General features: G+C 53.8%; 12 protein-coding genes. 8 read left to right on the forward strand and 4 right to left on the reverse strand.

The window, feature by feature from the left end; translation table 11 throughout:
• Nucleotides 1-132 precede the first annotated feature (132 nt).
• A complete protein-coding gene (gene uraD, locus H6F80_RS09965) occupies nt 133-642 on the reverse strand; it encodes a 2-oxo-4-hydroxy-4-carboxy-5-ureidoimidazoline decarboxylase (protein ID WP_190791410.1) in 510 nt (169 codons plus the stop codon).
• Nucleotides 643-654: 12 nt separating this feature from the next.
• On the reverse strand, nt 655-1,815 hold the full coding sequence (gene hpxO, locus H6F80_RS09970) for an FAD-dependent urate hydroxylase HpxO (RefSeq protein WP_190791411.1): 1,161 nt from the start codon (nt 1,813-1,815) through the stop codon (nt 655-657).
• A 339-nt stretch (nt 1,816-2,154) separates the two neighbouring features.
• Between hpxO and xdhA the strand changes: the two genes are divergently transcribed.
• From xdhA to H6F80_RS09985, 3 genes are all read left to right on the forward strand, one after another.
• Complete coding sequence (gene xdhA, locus H6F80_RS09975) at nt 2,155-3,588, forward strand: xanthine dehydrogenase small subunit (RefSeq protein WP_347277856.1); 1,434 nt, start codon at nt 2,155-2,157, stop codon at nt 3,586-3,588.
• A 62-nt stretch (nt 3,589-3,650) separates the two neighbouring features.
• Nucleotides 3,651-5,996 carry a xanthine dehydrogenase molybdopterin binding subunit gene (gene xdhB / locus H6F80_RS09980; RefSeq protein WP_190791412.1) on the forward strand — a complete coding sequence of 782 codons (2,346 nt, stop codon included), beginning with the start codon at nt 3,651-3,653 and terminating at the stop codon, nt 5,994-5,996.
• Between the two features lie 9 nt (nt 5,997-6,005).
• Nucleotides 6,006-6,989, forward strand: a complete 984-nt coding sequence (locus H6F80_RS09985) for an XdhC family protein (protein WP_190791413.1) — start codon at nt 6,006-6,008, stop codon at nt 6,987-6,989.
• Between the two features lie 57 nt (nt 6,990-7,046).
• On the opposite strand, the gene H6F80_RS09990 is transcribed toward H6F80_RS09985, so the two are convergent.
• Nucleotides 7,047-8,081: an IS630 family transposase gene (locus tag H6F80_RS09990; RefSeq protein ID WP_190791414.1), complete on the reverse strand. Its 1,035-nt coding sequence runs from the start codon at nt 8,079-8,081 to the stop codon at nt 7,047-7,049.
• A 552-nt stretch (nt 8,082-8,633) separates the two neighbouring features.
• Between H6F80_RS09990 and H6F80_RS09995 the strand changes: the two genes are divergently transcribed.
• Together H6F80_RS09995 and H6F80_RS10000 are read left to right on the forward strand one after the other, a co-directional pair.
• Complete coding sequence (locus H6F80_RS09995; RefSeq protein WP_190791415.1) at nt 8,634-8,816, forward strand: CsbD family protein; 183 nt, start codon at nt 8,634-8,636, stop codon at nt 8,814-8,816.
• A gap of 394 nt (nt 8,817-9,210) precedes the next feature.
• The gene (locus tag H6F80_RS10000; protein ID WP_190791416.1) at nt 9,211-12,006 is read left to right on the forward strand and encodes a GAF domain-containing protein; all 2,796 of its coding nucleotides are present in this window, start codon (nt 9,211-9,213) and stop codon (nt 12,004-12,006) included.
• An 18-nt stretch (nt 12,007-12,024) separates the two neighbouring features.
• Here H6F80_RS10000 and H6F80_RS10005 read toward each other — a convergent pair whose 3' ends face one another.
• Entirely contained in the window at nt 12,025-12,276 is a 252-nt protein-coding gene (locus H6F80_RS10005; RefSeq protein ID WP_190791417.1) for a DUF7219 family protein, read from the reverse strand.
• A gap of 620 nt (nt 12,277-12,896) precedes the next feature.
• On the opposite strand from H6F80_RS10005, the gene purC reads away from it, so the two are divergent.
• From purC to lpxC, 3 genes are all read left to right on the forward strand, one after another.
• Complete coding sequence (gene purC / locus H6F80_RS10010; protein ID WP_190791418.1) at nt 12,897-13,625, forward strand: phosphoribosylaminoimidazolesuccinocarboxamide synthase; 729 nt, start codon at nt 12,897-12,899, stop codon at nt 13,623-13,625.
• A gap of 269 nt (nt 13,626-13,894) precedes the next feature.
• Complete coding sequence (locus tag H6F80_RS10015) at nt 13,895-16,444, forward strand: BamA/TamA family outer membrane protein (RefSeq protein WP_190791419.1); 2,550 nt, start codon at nt 13,895-13,897, stop codon at nt 16,442-16,444.
• 253 nt (nt 16,445-16,697) lie between these two features.
• A complete protein-coding gene (gene lpxC, locus H6F80_RS10020; protein ID WP_199296482.1) occupies nt 16,698-17,585 on the forward strand; it encodes a UDP-3-O-acyl-N-acetylglucosamine deacetylase in 888 nt (295 codons plus the stop codon).
• The last annotated feature ends 40 nt before the right edge of the window (nt 17,586-17,625 follow it).

The raw sequence follows: 17,625 nt of genomic DNA on the forward strand, positions 1-17,625 counted from the left end.
GGGGAGATTTCTATCTTACGGAATTTGGCTTGAATTTTTTGGGCGGGGTACGGGTGGATGGATAGGGAAATGGGGCGATGGAGGAGATTGGCGACTGCTCAAACATCCTTTATGACCCTGCTCAACCATTCTTTATGACGTAGAATCAACCACTCGATCACCCAAACGAAATTGAACAATCTGGGTGATTTCTGTGAGGGCTTGCTGCGTTTCGGCAGCGATCGAGTTTTGCAGGCGGCGATCGAATTCCGCTAAAATGCTCGCTCTGCTATGGTTGCGGACGGCGATGATGAAGGGGAAGCCGAATTTGGTTTTGTAGGCGTGGTTGAGCGTTTGAAAGCGATCGAATGCTTCTGGGGAGAGGCGATCGAGTCCTGCGCCGGATTGCTCCTGGACGGAGTCGGCTGCCATTTTGACTTTGCTGCCTAGATCGGGGTGAGCGCGGATCAGGGCGAGTTTTTCTGCTGGGGTCATTTGCTGCATTGTGGCGATCAGCTTTTGGAAGAGATCTGCGCGATCGGCAAAAGGGCGGCTGTGCCAGGTTCGAGCGGCGATCGAGGGAGTTTCTTCAAAAACTGTGCCCAGGGCGGCGACGAATTCTTCCTGAGAAAAGGCGTTCAGTTCAGCGATGGAGAAAGGCATAGGGTTCAGCAACTATCTCAACGGTCCGCCCAGGATCGTGTTGGCGATCGCATCGGTCACGTCAGTCGGTTTTTCAGTAGCGAGCTGTCGATACCACTGGCGCGTAATGTCCGGGTCTTTACCGTGAATTTGCTCGGCGCGTTTACGAGCTTTTTGGACGATCGCGCAGGTGCGGGGATGGCGATCGGCTTCATAGCGGTGCAGAGCATCTTGAACGCTGAGGTTTGTTGTGAGGAGGAACTGTGTGAGCACATAAGCATCTTCCATTGCCTGACAGCCGCCCTGACCCAGATCCGGACAGGTAGCGTGGGCAGAGTCTCCCAGCAGCGCAACCCGACCGCGCACCATGCGATCGATCGGTCCCACATCGTGAATCAAGACGCGATTGGTGGTTTCAGGATTTAGTCGCTCGATCAGCCGCTGTACCGGATCTGCCCAGCCCAGGAAAAACTGCGATAAGTCCGAGCGAATCTCGCCCAGTTCCGAGGTTTTTTCTTTGGGCATGGGCACATCAAAAAAGAAATAAAAGCGATTTCCTGCCACAGGCATCATCGAAGCCCGCTTAAAGTCGCCCACATAAATTGCCCAGGTGTCTGACGGAGCCAGATCGGCACTGATGGGAACCAAGCCGTTCCAGTTGACATAGCCGCCGTAGATTGGCTCAACCGAATGCCCCAGCACAAATTCACGGAGAACCGATCGCACCCCGTCTGCCGCAATCACCAGATCGCCTGTGGCGCGATGTCCATCCTCAAACACTGCCGTCACACCTGTCTCGGTTTCTTCTACACCAACGCAGCGAGCGTTTAGCTTCACTTCTCCCGGAAAGGCATTCAGCAGCATTGTTTGCAAATCGGTTCGAGCTACCGGATAGGGTCGCTGTCCGACCGTTTGCACCAGGGGAGCGAGATCGATCGCATTGAGCAGATCGCCGTTTTGAGTGCGGTACTCCATGCGCTCCATCAAGCCGCCGATTTGCGCCATGGGCTGACCCAAGCCGAGGGAATTCAGCACCTTCACCCCGTTTGACCAGACCGAAATCGCTGCCCCCGCCGGACGCAGTTCTCGGACGCGATCGTAGATTTCGACCTCAAATCCGGCTCGACTGAGGGCAACGCCTGCGGTTAACCCCCCAATTCCCGCCCCGATAATGACAATCTTTAGCTGCTGCATCGTTCCCCCGCTCGCTGCCCGTTTTGTGTCTTGAATCTGCGTCTGTAGATTGTATTAGCAGTTACAGCCGTTCTGTCTGTTTGATCGTACACACTATGCAGTGATGAGTGATGGGAAGGGTGAGGGGAACTTCGTCGGAGTGTCGATCGAGTTTGGGCGATAAGTTTCCGTTCTGTTTCGATTTCACTCCCAAGATTTCAAGATTTTCTAACCTGCTGGGCAACAGACGAGCGAAACCGCTACAGTCCAGATAGTAGTGTTGAGAGTACGGGGCGGAATGACAAACAAAATGCAGGAGTCGAGCGCACCCGGGTTTGCAGACAGCTGGGAGGGGAAACGGTGACACAGCAAGAACAGCTCGAAACCAGTTTGTCACTCACGATTAACGGCGATCGCGTTCGGCTAAAGGGCATTTCACCTACGATGACGCTCCTGGAATATCTGCGGGTTAACGGATGGGTCGGCACAAAAGAGGGGTGCGGGGATGGAGACTGCGGAGCCTGCACAGTGGCGATCGTGGCAGAAGGGGCAGACAATCAGCCTCATTATCAAGCAGTAAATAGCTGTCTGATTCCGATCGGATCGCTAGCAGGGCGGCAAATTATTACCGTAGAGGGGATCGCAAACGGGGCACTGCATCCGGTGCAGCAGGCAATGGTGGAAACGGGCGGGTCGCAGTGCGGCTACTGTACGCCGGGATTTATCATGAGTCTGTTTGCGGCTTATTACGATGGCACGCTCGATGATGGTGCGTTAGAGGGCAATCTCTGTCGCTGTACGGGCTACCTGCCAATTCGTCGGGCGGCGCAGCAAGTCGCAAAGGCAACCCCGGTCGATCGCTTTTCCCAAACGCTGGTAGCGGCTACCACCAATCTGGAGCCAGTGCGCTACACCGATCATGAGCAGCAGTTCTTTCGTCCCACCCGGCTTCAGGAGGCGATCGATCTGTTGCAGCATAACCCACAGGCGGTTCTGGTGGCAGGCGCAACCGATCTGGGGCTAGAAATGAGTCACCATCGGCAATCTTTCCCCATCCTGATTTCCCTGGAGGCGGTCAGCGAACTCAAGCAGATTGGGGAAACGCCGGATTTTGTTGAAATTGGGGCAGCCGTGCCGTTGAGCCAGGTGGAAACTCAGCTGCGCGGCATCTTTCCCAGTCTGGACGAAATGCTGCACTGGTTTGCAGCGCGTCAGGTTCGCAATCGGGCAACGATCGGCGGCAACCTGGGTACGGCTTCCCCGATCGGCGATTTGCCCCCGGTGCTGCTGGCTCTAGATACACAAGTGCAAATTACAGGGATAGCGGGAGATCGATCGCTTCCCCTCGCGCAATTCTTTAAAGGCTATCGCCAAACTGAGCTACAGCCCGGAGAGATAATTCGATCCATCCAAATTCCCCGTCAGCCTACGCCCGGTGCAGCCCGTCGCCTCAGCCAGTCCTATAAAATCGGCAAGCGAGGCACAGACGATATCAGCATTGTGGCAGCATCGTTCACGATCGATCTGGATGCTGAAGATCGAATTCTTCAGGCTCGGCTGGCTTATGGGGGAGTGGCAGCAACTCCGGTGCGGGCGATCGAAGTGGAGCAGCGATTGATCGGTCAGTCCTGGACAAGGGAAACGGTGCAGCAGGTCAAGCCCGATTTGCGCGAAGCCTTTACGCCACTGACCGATCTGCGAGCCAGTGCGGACTATCGCAAGCTGCTCATTGCTAATTTGTTTGAGAAGTTTTTTGTGGAAATGGAGCGTCAAGCTGTTGCCCTTGGCGCTTAGTGGAATGCAAAGCAGTTCTCGCTTCAGGGTAATCGGCACAACATCATCAGGAAGGTCAGCAAATGCCCACCGGACAACGCAAAAGCCACGAAAGCGCAGTCTCCCATGTGAGCGGTAAGGCAGTCTATACCGACGATCAGCGATCGCTGATTGGCATGCTATCGCTCTCTCCGGTGCTGTCTCCCCATGCACGGGCACAGATTACTCGAATCGACGTGAGTGGGGCTTACGACATCGAGGGAGTGGTGACGGTGCTGACGGCAGAAGACGTACCGGGGGCAAACGATACCGGAGCGATCGTGCAGGATGAGGTTTTGCTGCCCGTGGCGGACGTGAGCTATTGGGGACAGGCGATCGTCTGGGTGGCCGGGGAAAGTGAAGAAGCTGCCCGTCTGGGAGCCGCCAGGGTGGTGGTGGAATACGAGCTGCTCCAGCCGATCTGCACAATTCAGGAGGCAATCAACGCCAATAGCTTTCACAATGCGCCGCAGGTTATCCGCCGAGGAGAGCCTGAAACCGCCCTTCAGCAAGCGGACATCGTGCTGGAAGGCGAAATTGAGATGAACGGGCAGGATCATTTTTACCTGGAAACCCAGGCGAGTTGGGTGATCCCGGACGGCGAAGGGCACTATCACGTCTATTCCTCAACGCAGCATCCCTCGGAAACGCAGATTATTGTGGCGCGAGTCCTGGGAATTGCCAGCAATCAAGTCACTGTTACCTGTCTGCGAATGGGCGGCGGCTTTGGGGGTAAAGAAACTCAGGCAAATCCATTTGCGGCGATCGCAGCAGTGGCAGCCCGAAAAACAGGTCGTCCGGTGCGGGTGCGGCTGCGGCGACACCAGGACATGATGTTGACCGGAAAACGGCACGGCTTTTTAGGGCAATACTGCGTTGGCTTTACCCCAGAAGGTCAGATCACCGCGCTGGATCTAGATCTCTACGCAGACGGAGGCTGGAGCCTGGATCTATCGCCGCCTGTGCTGCTAAGGGCAATGCTACACGTTGATAACGCCTACTATTTACCCCATGTGGAAGTGCGGGGACGAATTGCCAAAACCCACAAAGTCTCGAATACCGCATTTCGCGGCTTTGGGGGACCGCAAGGCATGATCGTGATCGAGGAAATCATCGATCGCATCGCCCGCAAGCTGAACCTATCCCCCGATCAAGTGCGCGAACGCAATTTTTACCGCGAAGACGATGCGGACGGCGATCGCAATACGACTCACTACGGTCAGGAAATTGTCGATAACCGAATTCTGCGCGTTTGGAACGAAGCCAAAGCGCGATCGAACTATGCAGAACGACAGGCAGCGATCAACGCTTTCAATCAAGCGAACCCCGACCTGAAACGTGGACTGGCAATCACACCCGTCAAGTTTGGCATCTCGTTTAACAAAACCCAATACAACCAGGCAGGCGCACTGCTGCTGATCTACACCGATGGCAGCATTCAGCTCAACCACGGTGGTACAGAAATGGGGCAGGGACTCCACACGAAAATGCTCCAGGTAGCAGCAAAATCTTTGGGGGTGCGGATCGATCGCTTCCGCGTCATGCCCACCAGCACTGATAAAGTCCCCAATACCTCAGCAACGGCGGCTTCTAGCGGCTCTGACCTGAACGGGCAAGCGGTGAAAGATGCCTGCGAAACCCTGAAATCTCGACTGGCGATTGTCGCTGCTCCGCTGCTGAACCTCGACGCGCCGGAGGATCTGGAATTTGCCGAAGACTGGATCTTCTGTCGCGGCTATCCCAGTTTGCGCGTGGGCTTTGATGAAGTTGTGCAGCGTGCCTATAACGATCGCATCAGCCTCTCTGCCACAGGCTATTACCGCACACCCAATATTTTCTGGGACGCAGTAAAAGGACACGGCAGACCCTTTTATTACTATGCCTATGGAGCAGCCGTTAGCGAAGTAGAAGTAGACGGTTTCACCGGGACGTTTAAGCTGCGGCAGGTCGATATTGTGCATGACGTGGGCGAATCGCTCAATCCCCTGATCGATCTCGGTCAGATCGAAGGCGGCTTTGTGCAGGGCATGGGCTGGCTCACCATGGAAGAACTCGTCTGGGACACTGAGGGACGACTGCGAACCTTTGCCCCCAGCACCTACAAAATTCCCACGATCAGCGAGATTCCCGAACATTTCCAGGTGCATTTGCTCCAACGGGCTGCTCAGGAAGGCGTGATTTACGGCAGCAAGGCCGTGGGTGAACCCCCGTTCATGCTGGCAATGTCCGTCCGTGAAGCGATTCGGGCAGCAGTAGCGGCATTTGGCAATACAGATGCAGTCCTTCTGGCGGCTCCAGCGACCCCTGAAGCAACGCTATGGGCGATCGAGCAAGTCAAAGCCAACTCCATCCTGGCATCAGAACGGCTTCCAGTCCTCAGCGCTGAATAGGGGCAAACCATGTCCCTGGAATGCTTTCGTCAACTCACGCAGCTTCTCCCCCACACCCCGGCAGTGCTAGCAACCGTTATCCATGTCAAAGGCTCTGTACCGCGAGAAGCAGGCGCAAAAATGATCCTTACCCTCGATCGCATCTTTTTCACGATCGGCGGCGGCGCAGGCGAGGGCAAAGTCATCCAGCAAGCCAAAACCGTCCTGGAAACCGGAGAACCTCAACTCGTTCAAATCGACCTTACAGGCTCTCCCAATCAACTGCAAGAAGGCATCTGCGGCGGCAAAATGCAAATCTGGCTCCAACGATGGCAAGGCAGCGAATCCCTCACCCTCGCCCAACAAATCGTCGATCTCCTCCAATCCGGTCACTCCCTCACCCTCACCACCCCCCTGTCTCCTCACCAATCCCCTTTCCTTACCTCCGCTCACCCTCTCATTCCCCCGTCGCCCCATCCTCTCACTCCTCCACCTACCTATACCGAAACTCTCCACCCCCCACCCACTCTCCTCATTATTGGCGCAGGCCATGTCGGCGAACAGCTTGCAAAAGTCGCTCACCTGGCAGGTTTCCAAATCTGGGTGCAGGACGATCGCCCCGACTGGGCAAACCCAGACCGCTATCCGCAGGCAAACCAAATTTTCCGAGAGCCGATCGCCCAAATCCTCGATTGCTTACAGCCACAGTCTCAGCTTTACGTGGCACTGGTCACACGCGGCTATCTGTTTGACTTGGAAGCCCTCACTGTTTTGCTGCAAAAACAAATCCCCTGCTGTTACCTGGGCATGATTGGCAGTAAAAAGCGGGTACGGCAAGTGTATCAAGCGATCGAACAAACGGGCATTGAAGCAGCAAAACTCAAAACCCTTTATGCCCCGATCGGCTTAGACATTGGCGCACTCACCCCCGAAGAAATCGCTGTCAGCATTGTGGCAGAACTGATCATGGTGAGACGAGGGGGATCAGGACGATCGCTCTCTTGCCGTTTGTAAGGAGGCACAATTAGGCACGATAGTTATTAACCTGGCAAGTATAGAGAGTGCATAAGGTCAGGCAGCATAAGCAATGGCAGGATGTTTAAAGTACCGCACGATGCGCCCCGGCAACTTCTGAAGCTTATGCAGATGAGATGACACCCGCTGTTCCAACTGCGCCTGGTTTCGCGTCGGGGGCTTCGCGTGAACTCCCTGCTTGACATCACAGTTGAGATACTCGGCTGGATTTAACTGGGGCGAGTACGACGGCAGGTAGAGTAGCTCAATTGCCTGCTCATGTTCCGCTAACCACTGCTGCACTGCCCCTGACCGATGCACCGGATGCCTATCCACGATCCACAGCAACTTGCGCTGGCGCTTCTGAATCAGTCGCTTCAGAAACGCGATGAACACCTGCGCGCTCAGCGTCTGGGTGTACAGCATGAAGCGCACCGTCCCTTGATTGTCAATGCTGGCAATGGAGTTCACGTTCGCTCTTTGGGTATTGAGCCGAATCTCTGGCGTTTCTCCCCTCGGTGCATACCCGCGTCCCCCTTGAGCCCCCGACCGCACTCCGGCTTCGTCGCCCCAAGCAATTTCTGCTCCTTGTTGCTTCGCACGGGCTTGAATCTGCACATACTCCGTCTCTAGCCACTGCTCGACCGCTTTAGGGTCTTGTTCATACGCCCGCTTCAGAGGCTTTTGTGGCGTCATACCCCACCGCTTGAGATACTCCCCCACGCTGCGAAGTGGCATCACAACGCCGCACACTTGAGCAACCAGACTTGCCACAGCTTGACGAGTCCACAAGGCACTGTCTATCTCCAACTCATCCGGGCAATAGTCTCGCATCAACTGTTGCAGGTATGCCTCTTCGTCAGGATTGAGCGTCCGCCCTTGCCCCAATTTTTTGCCTCTAGGGTATTGCTCTAAGGCGGCTTCTCCTTCCTGCTGATATTGCTGCCACCAGTCAGATACGGTATTGCGATGCACGCCCAGGTACTCGGCGATATCAACTATCCGTTTGCCTTCCTCACGCAGCCGAATTGCCTGCTGCCGCAGATAGTTTTGAGTGGCTAGATTCAGCGTTCGAGCATCGGGTTTGTTCATACCTCTATGCTAACAATTTCTCTCCTAATCCTGCCCTCTCTTTCCTTGCCGGGTTAATAAATAACTAGGGTGGAACTTGGAGTAAAGCAATAAAGCGAGCCGGCCAGCTTGCAAGCCTACCCGAGCGGAAAAATGTTGGGGCTGAAGTTTGGATTGGAGATCAACCCCTTGCTGAGACCATTGCTGAGATATTGCAAGAAACAGAAACACTCAAAGTAGATATTGACCCACAATCAAACCCACTTGGAGGAGTCTGAGAACTTGAGCTTAACGAGTTCCCCAAACTTTATTCCTGCTCAACCCCCCTAGCATTGCAGAATTAAGGAGGCAGTTCGCATTGCCATTCGCCCTTTTCAAACACTCTCCAAAATAAATTCGCCCTTCGTAGAATTACTTATACTTGCTCAGAAAAGCTGAATAAGATTGATCCCCGTCTCGATCGCCTCCATTCAAAGGTGGGGATCAACGATCTCTCGATTGGTAGAGGAAAAAGGTGCCCGCACATTGATATCTTTTTCTCATATCAGATTTACAAATTTGGAGATAATAAAAATGAGTGCTGACGACAGATTAAAAGCAACCGCAAAAAACGTAGAAGGTAAGATTCAAGAAGGCATTGGCAACATCACTGGAGATCCTAAAGATCAGGCAGCCGGACAAGCGAAACAGGGTGAAGCCAAAGTTCGCCATACGGTTGAAGATGCCAAAGAAGAAGTGAAGAAAGCGATTGATTAAGGGAAACGCGGTCGAAGCGATCGCCTCATTTCCTGGCTAGGTTGCCAAGCCTCAAACGCTGCAACTCTAGCCACAATTTAAATCCTCTCTTGAGCAAAACGCATATCACCAAGTCTGGACGGTCAAATGTTCAGGCTTTTTTTTGCTGATTTTCCGGTCGAAGCTGGGAATTTTAGGAAAGGTAGACAGCTTTAAACTTTTGTTAGAGTTTTGTAATGAAGTGTTAAGTTCGTCACGGGATAGCGATAGAGCAACCGGATATAGTGGGTATGACCTCACGGCTACGGAAAAGCGGCTGTCGTTAAAAAGCTCAGTTGAGCCACGGATATCTTGCTAGAGAAAACTTGGCTGCTTCGCTATCGTTAACTCGGACGCTCTCTTTCCTTATGCATCTATGAACGTTCCACCGTCTCTGAACTCACATTTGGACTCGCCAGGGAGCAACGGCTTGGGCAATAGTTCGGGCAATAATTTGGGCAATGATCCGGGCAATGATCCGGGCAATGATCTGGGCAATAACTCAAATCCTGGTACGCCTCACTTAGCGATCGATCGACCTGCGGCTGTCGTTCCTGATCAGGTGCTGCCTCCCTGTGATGCCCAAGCAACGCTGCCAGACATTCCCCTGGGAGGAATCCCCTCCCAAGGAGTTGTCAACTCCGATCCCGGTCATATAACCCGAATCAGCAATAGTGCTTTGACTGCCCGCAAACAGTCTTTCTCAGACTTCCTGGCTCCACTCAAGCAGGAGACGTTTAAACAGGTCGTTGCGGATGTAGAACAGCGCCTCCATGTGGTGAATCAGACCCTTTCCCTGCTGGATAATGTGCTCGACGCGAGGGGGTTTGAGCTGATCCTGAATGAAATGCTGCGATCGATCACCCTGAAAACTGGGGAACTGCTCAATGCCGATCGCACCACCATTTTTCTGCTGGATGAGGACAAAGACGAGCTGTGGTCGATTCATGCTGAGGGTGACGACAACGGCAAGAGCCTGGAAATTCGGATTCCGCGCACAATGGGAATTGCGGGAGAAGTCGCGACGACCAAGCAGGCAATAAATATTCCCTACGACTTTTACCAGGACGCACGTTCTAAAGCAGCACAGGAACTCGACAAGAAAAACAACTATCGCAGCTATACGATGCTGACGATGCCGCTCCTGAGCGATGGCGGAGATCTGGTTGCCGTCGTGCAGCTTATCAACAAGCTAAAGCCGGGACACGCCCCCCTCGACTCCCTCGATCAAAAAATCGATTTAGCCGGATTCACCTCCGACGACGAGCAGTTGTTTTCCGATTTTGCGCCCTCGATTCGCCTGATTCTGGAGTCATCGCGATCGTTCTACAAGGCCACGCAACAACAGCGTGCCGCCTCTGCCTTGATTAAGGCAACCAAAGCCCTCAGCCAGAGCAGCCTCGACCTGGAAGAAACCCTGAAAAAGGTGATGGACGAGGCGAAAGAGCTGATGCAGGCAGACCGGAGCACTCTGTGGCTGATCGATCGCGAAAAGCACGAACTCTGGACGAAGTTGCCCAACCGTGACGGGGAACTGCGCGAACTCCGAATTCCGATGGGCGCAGGCTTTGCTGGACAGGTCGCAATGAACGGAGAACCCGTACTGATTCCGTTCGACTTGTACGACCACCCCAACTCAGCAAAATCGAAGGAAACTGACAAAAAGACGGGCTATCGAACGTGCAGTATGCTTTGTATGCCTGTGTTTAACGCCGATAATGAGCTGATTGCCGTAACGCAGCTCATCAACAAAAAGCGCACAGGCAACTTTTTCCCCTATGATCCGGCAACTTATCCAGAAGCTCCAGAATGCTGGCGGGCAAGCTTTAACCGCAGCGACCAGGAATTTATGCGATCGTTTAACGATCAGGCAGGGGTTGCCCTGCAAAACGCCAAGCTTTTTGCCACTGTGAAGCAGCAGGAGCAGACCCAGCGCGACATTCTGCGATCGCTCTCTAACGGCGTGATTTCAACCGACAAGGAAGGCAGAGTGATTGCTGCCAACGAACGGGCGAAAAAGCTGCTCGGCTTTGCAGAATCGGCTTCCTTGGAAGGGCGATCGGTGACGGATCTGATCCTAATTGATAAAAGCAACTTTTCAGGCTGGTTCGCCAATGTCTTTGATGCAGCAAGGGAGCAAAATCGCCAGTACTACTATGCAGATCAAACCCTGCTCTCGACCGATGGAACGACGCACCACAGCATCAACCTTACCCTCAACCCGATCGCAGACGCGACCAATCCTGAACAGGTGTCGGGCGGGCTGGTCGTGATTGAAGACATCAGCCGGGAAAAGCGATTTAAGAACGCCATGTCGCGCTACATGAGTCAGGAGCTTGTCGAGCGGGCACTCAACGGCGAACTGAAACTGGGCGGCGATCGCAAGGAGGTTTCGGTACTATTTTCTGATATTCGCAGCTATACCACGCTGACCGAGAGCATGGAAGCCCATGCGGTCGTTGATATGCTCAACGAATATTTTGAGTCGATGGTTGATGCGATCTTTCGCTACGACGGGGCACTGGATAAGTACATCGGCGACGCGATTATGGCAGTGTTTGGGTCGCTTGTGCCGCTGAAAGACCATCCCTGGATGGCGGTGCAGAGTGCGATCGAGATGCGTGAGCGACTGAAAAAGTTTAATGAAAATCGAGAGCCAGAGCGCAGAATCAGCATTGGAATCGGCATCAACTCTGATGTGGTGATCAGCGGCAACATTGGCTCCAGCCGCCGCATGGAGTTTACGGCGATCGGGGATGGGGTCAATCTCGGTTCGCGGTTAGAAGGAGCCAGCAAACAGTACGGAACCGACATTATTATTAGCGAAAGTACTTACAAGCCCTGTGCTGATCGCATCTGGGCAAGGGAGCTAGACTGCATTCGGGTGAAGGGCAAAAACAAGCCCGTGGGCATTTATGAGCTGGTCGGGCTACGAGATGAGCCGATCGCTGATGAACGCAAGCAGGCGATCGATCTCTATCATCAGGCGCGCGAATTTTATCTCAACCGCAAATTCGCCAGAGCGATCCTGGCATTCGGCACCCTTCTGGAAGACTTTGACTGCAAAGACAAAGCCGCGCAGATGCACCTGAAACGCTGTGAACATTGGTTAACCAATCCCCCGACTGAAACTGAATGGGCAGACGGGGTTTGGACGCTGACTGAAAAATAAGGCTGAAATCATGCCCGTTTACTCTTCAGGCAACTGAAAGGGGTGTTCGCCAACGCCCAACGCTTTGCGGCTGCGTTTGAGTTGCTTCCAGAGCGATCGAACTTGGGTAAATGCCTCTTCGGGCGTGATCTTGCCGTTGGTTTCTAAGCCAGAAATGAAGCTGACGCGCTGAGAAAATTCCTGTAGGTTTGCGTTAAACACCAAATTCTCTGGCTTGACTTCACCCCGGTAGCGGCTCTTGGCGTTGAGAAATTCAGTACGATGGGTCATGGCTTCACCTTCCTTAAACATTCAAATTGCTCTGGCTTTAGCTGGTATTCCTCACGGATGTTACCCGCCTAATAATTGACATAGGCGATTGAGACACTAACAGGGATTTGCTCTTAACCCAAATTTAACCTAAAAACAGCGAGTGAAAACATCATGAGAACCTAGCAGGGCTCAACAATCTGATACTTCTTTCTTTGGGAAGAAGCACTGCGATTGTTTTGTGTAGCAAAGGATACAAAGACAGAACTTAGTAAAGTTTGCTACTCAGTAATGATTTCCCAAATTTAAGGGAGTACGCTCGGGTTTCCAACAAATTCATTCCTGCTTTTTGAAAGAGAGCTACCAAGCCGTCGTTTCGCGAGCCGTTCCGCAAAAAGTTCTTATCAAACATCCGATCAAACACCAGGTCGCACCCTGTATCGAGCGACCCTATTTTAGTAACCCAGTATTTAGTAACCCAATATTCAGCAGCCCGTATTTAGCAAAGTTTGAGTTTGAGCAGCCAGGACAAGTTCGGACGAATTGAAGAACAGCAACTGACCTACCGCCGCTAAAATGGTGTCCTGTTGCAGATTGTTCTAGATCGCACGTTTGATTCTACTCACCCAGGGCTGACCTCCATGACAGAACCTCAAATTTTATACGAGGGTAAAGCAAAGATTCTCTATCCAACCGACGACCCCAACATTTTGTTGACTCGCTTTAAGGACGATGCCACTGCCTTTAATGCCCAGAAGCGCGGCACGATCGTCGGCAAAGGCGAAATGAACTGCGCCATCTCCAGCCACCTGTTTCAAATGCTGGAAGCAAAAGGCGTTCCCACTCACTGGATCGATCGTCCGGCGACGAACGAGATGCGGGTACGCGCAGTCAAAATTGTGCCGCTAGAAGTCGTCGTGCGAAATATTGCTGCGGGGAGCCTGTGCCGCGAAACGGGTTTGGCTGTGGGAATGGAACTACCCCGGCCGCTCGTTGAGTTTTATTACAAAAATGATGAACTGGGCGATCCGCTGCTGACGATCGATCGGCTGCGACTCCTTCAGTTGGCAACGCCTGAACAGGTTGAACAGCTTCGCCAGATGGCACTTCAGGTCAATCAAATTCTGACGGCATTTTTTCAGGAGTGCGGCATTACGCTGGTTGATTTCAAGCTGGAGTTTGGCATGGATGCCGAAGGCAATTTAATCCTGGCAGACGAAATTAGCCCGGATACCTGTCGGCTGTGGAATCAGGCAGCAACCGATCCCAGTCAGCGAGTGATGGACAAGGATCGCTTTCGGCACGATCTGGGCAATGTGGAAGAGGCGTATCGCCAGGTGCTAGAGCGAGTTCTGGCACACCCAGTTTAGAGCACAAAAAACCGAATGCTGTACAATGGCTGCGTTTGTGCGGAACTCGCGTGATTTCTGTCAGTCAAACAAGTCAACCCCTTAGCAAGGGTGTCAAACCAGGCAGCGAGGGACAGTACTGAGAAACATTAGAGTGCTTCTCGACTGATGACGGCTTTTGCCTCCTGATTGCAGGATAAGCTGCTCGTCTCAAGTCGATCGTCTGCTGCTCTGATATACTCCTGTGAGCGATGCTCTGGTGTGTGGAAGTGTCAAACTCTTTTACCCGTATGCGTTTTTCTCCCTTTTTTCTGGCAGTCCTGACTGCTTCAGCAACCCTGAGCTTTGTGCGTCCGGTTGGGGCGCAGACGACCGAAGCGGCTTCTGAAACGCTGCCTTCTACGGAGCAAACCGAAGCAACAGACCTGCGTCCTGCAAACTCGATCGCTGCAAACCCGTCCTCGATTAATGCAGCGGAGGCTGCCAGCGTCAATGCTGGGGGTTCCCCCCATTCAGAGCCGCTGATTGCCGCAATGCCGCCTGGGTCTGCTGGAACTACCGTTTTCCCATCAGGAACAGTGCCTGAGGCAACGCCAATCGAGTTTGCACCCGATAACCTCAGAGGGGGAACTGCTTCGCAGCGCATCTCTCAGCTTCCGCCCAACCCCGGCTCGCAGCAGGACGCTCAAATTGACGAGCCGCCCAGTTCCCCGGAGACTCCCCCACCGGGAACCCAGACGCCGGAGCCGGAAAGCCCCAACCAGCTTAATGTGCCGATCGACACTCAGCCTGGATTAGGTGTTGATGTCGATGTCGAGCCAGCTCAGTCCGATGCTCAAACCCCTGCCCCCGCTCCCGGAACCAATATTCCCACCCTGCCGCCTTTCCCTGGAACTGGAACGCAGCAAGCTCCTGACAGCACAACGCCTACCCTTCCCCCGTTTCCTGGAACCGGGCAAACTCCTGGAACGGAACAAACGCCGGGCGGTGCAACGCCACCCCAGGCAGAGCAGCCCGAACCCAGAGTCTTAGTGTCAGAAGTGCTGGTAACCGGGGCAGAAGGCGATTTGCTGAATGAGGTGTATGGCACAATCCAGACCCTTCCTGGTCAAACCACCACCCGATCGCAGCTTCAGCAGGATATCAACGCCATTTTTGCCACAGGATTTTTCTCGAACGTGCGGGCAGTTCCCGAAGATACCCCCCTCGGTGTGCGCGTTACTTTTTTGGTGCAGCCGAATCCACTGTTTCAATCGGTTGAACTGAGCGGGAGCGTGCTGCAAGAGCAGGGTACTGAAGTCACCTATCAAAACGAGCAGGTTCCCCTTCAGGAAGCCGTTGACACAATTTTTGCCAATCAGGTGGGGTCGATCGTCAATCTGCGGCAGTTGCAGGTGGGAATTGAAAACCTGAACCGTCTGTATCAGGACAATGGCTACGTGCTGGCGCAGGTCATTTCAGCTCCGCAAATTTTGCCGGATGGAACAGTGACGCTGGAAGTGGCAGAGGGCGTGATCGAGCAAATTGGCATCCAGTTTCTCGAAGAAGGTCAGCCGGTTGACGAAGAAGGCAATCCGGTTGAGGGACGGACGCGGGACTTTATCATTACCCGCCAGTTTGAGTCGCAGCCGGGGGATGTGTTTAACCAGAACCAGATTCGCGCAGACCTCCAGCGTGCCTTTGGGTTAGGCATTTTTGAGAGTCTGAATATTGCCCTCAATCCGGGGCAAGATCCACGGACTGTGGATGTTACGGTGAATGTCGAAGAGCGAAATACAGGGTCGCTGGCAGCCGGATTTGGCGTCAGCTCGGCAAGCGGTCTGTTCGGTTCGGTCAGCTTCCAGGAAACTAACTTGGGTGGCAATGACCAGGACTTGAGCGCAGAAGTCCAGCTTGGCGAGCGCGATTTGCTGTTTGATCTCAGCTTTACCGATCCCTGGATCGGCGGGGACCCGAACCGGACTTCCTACACGCTTAATGCGTTTGGGCGACAGTCAATCTCGCTCATCTTTGACGGAGGCGACGAAGAAGTGACGCTTCCGAACGGCGATCGCCCCCGGATTCGTCGCTATGGTGGCGGTATTAGTTTCAGCCGTCCGCTAGGTGATGATTGGCGGGCAAGTCTGGGTTTGCAGTATCAGAACGTCTCAGTGCGCGATGTAGACGGTGAGCTAACGCCTCGCGATGAATTTGGCAACCTGCTGAGCTACAACGAGTCGGGAATTGATAATCTGCTGACGCTCCAGTTCTCGGCGGTGCGCGATCGACGCAATGACCCAATTCAAACCACCAGTGGTTCGGTGCTGCGCTTTAGTACAGAGCAGGCAATTCCGATCGCGGGAATTACGTTTAACCGAGTGCGCGCCAGCTACAGCTACTTCCTTCCAGTACGATTCCTGCGCCTGACCGAAGGCTGCCAGCAGGAAAATCCGACGGCAGAACAATGTCCGCAAACGCTCGCATTCAACGTGCAGGGCGGTACGATTATCGGCGACTTCCCACCCTATGAAGCGTTCGCGCTGGGCGGCACAGACTCGGTGCGAGGCTACGGACCCGGTGACCTGGGCAGCGGCAGCAGCTTCCTACAGGCAACGGCAGAGTATCGCTTCCCGGTCTTTTCGATCGTCAGTGGCGCACTCTTCCTTGATGTCGGCTCTGATCTGGGCACTGCCTCAGATGTTCCAGGCGATCCAGCAGGAATTCGTGATAAACCGGGATCAGGTTTCGATTACGGCTTGGGAGTTCGGGTGCAAACGCCGCTGGGCTTAGTCAGAGTGGATTATGCGATCAACGACCAGGGGGATAACCGCATTGTGTTTGGCATCGGGCAGGGATTTTAGGAGGCGGCTACCGAAGAAGTGTTCCATGTTCCACATTGCCCCCCTAAATCCTCCACTTTTGGGGAACTTTGAAAGTCGAAATCCCTTGGCTCGGTTCCCCAAAATGACCCGCTAGGGAGGCAATACAGATCACGAGGATTCCTCCAAGCTGAGAGTTACTTCACAGCCGCCAACTATTCTAAAAAATCTGCCATTTTCCGTTTCGAGCCATTTCTCTGCATCAGCCTGATTTATTGCTGTATTGCTTAACTACATGCTTGAAGCCTCCACGTCTCGTTTATCTTCCGGTTTTCCTGCTTCACCAGGTCAGGTGTTTCAGCACACGCTGGCACGCTCGTTTGAGCGAGTTGGGATTGGTCTGCATTCGGGAAATTCGGTTTGCCTGCGGGTGTTGCCTGCCCTACCCGGATCTGGACGCTGCTTTGTGCGAGTTGATCTGCCCGATCGCCCCACGGTTCCCGCCCGAATCGATTGCGTGGGACAAACGCTGCTCTCAACCGAACTGGAAAGCGGTACAGCAACCGTGCGAACCGTAGAACATCTGCTGGCAGCTCTTAGCGGCATGGGGATTGATAATGCCCGGATTGAGCTAGACGCGGCGGAAGTGCCCTTGCTGGATGGTTCGGCTTTGCCCTGGGTAGAGGCGATCGAGCAAGCCGGAATCATGGCTCAGGAGGCGGAGCGTCCCCAATCGGTGCTGACCGAGCCAGTTACCTTGAGTCAGGGCGATGCCTTTATCTCAGCATTTCCGGCAAATGAGCTGCGGTTTACCTACGGCATTGATTTTGATTTGCCTGCGATCGGTAATCAGTGGCAAAGTTGGTCGCCCGATCGCGAAAGTTTCCGGGAGGCGATCGCTCCGGCACGAACCTTTGGGATTGCAGAGCAGATCGACTCCCTCAGACAGCAGGGACTCATCAAAGGTGGTAGTCTTGACAATGCTCTGGTTTGCAGCCGAGACGGATGGGTCAATCCTCCATTAAGATTTTCAAATGAGCCAGTCCGTCATAAACTTTTAGATTTAGTAGGAGATTTGAGTTTGCTGGGAACTTTCCCCCGCGCTCATATCCTTGCCTACAAAGCCAGCCACCAGTTACACACTCAGTTTGCTGCCCGTCTGGCTGCTCTTTTGTTTGCTTAACCTGTTTGCCAACCGATTGTTGACTGGGGCGTTTCACCCT

The sequence above is a fragment of the Leptolyngbya sp. FACHB-711 genome, from assembly GCF_014695615.1.
GTDB lineage: Bacteria > Cyanobacteriota > Cyanobacteriia > Elainellales > Elainellaceae > Leptolyngbya_A.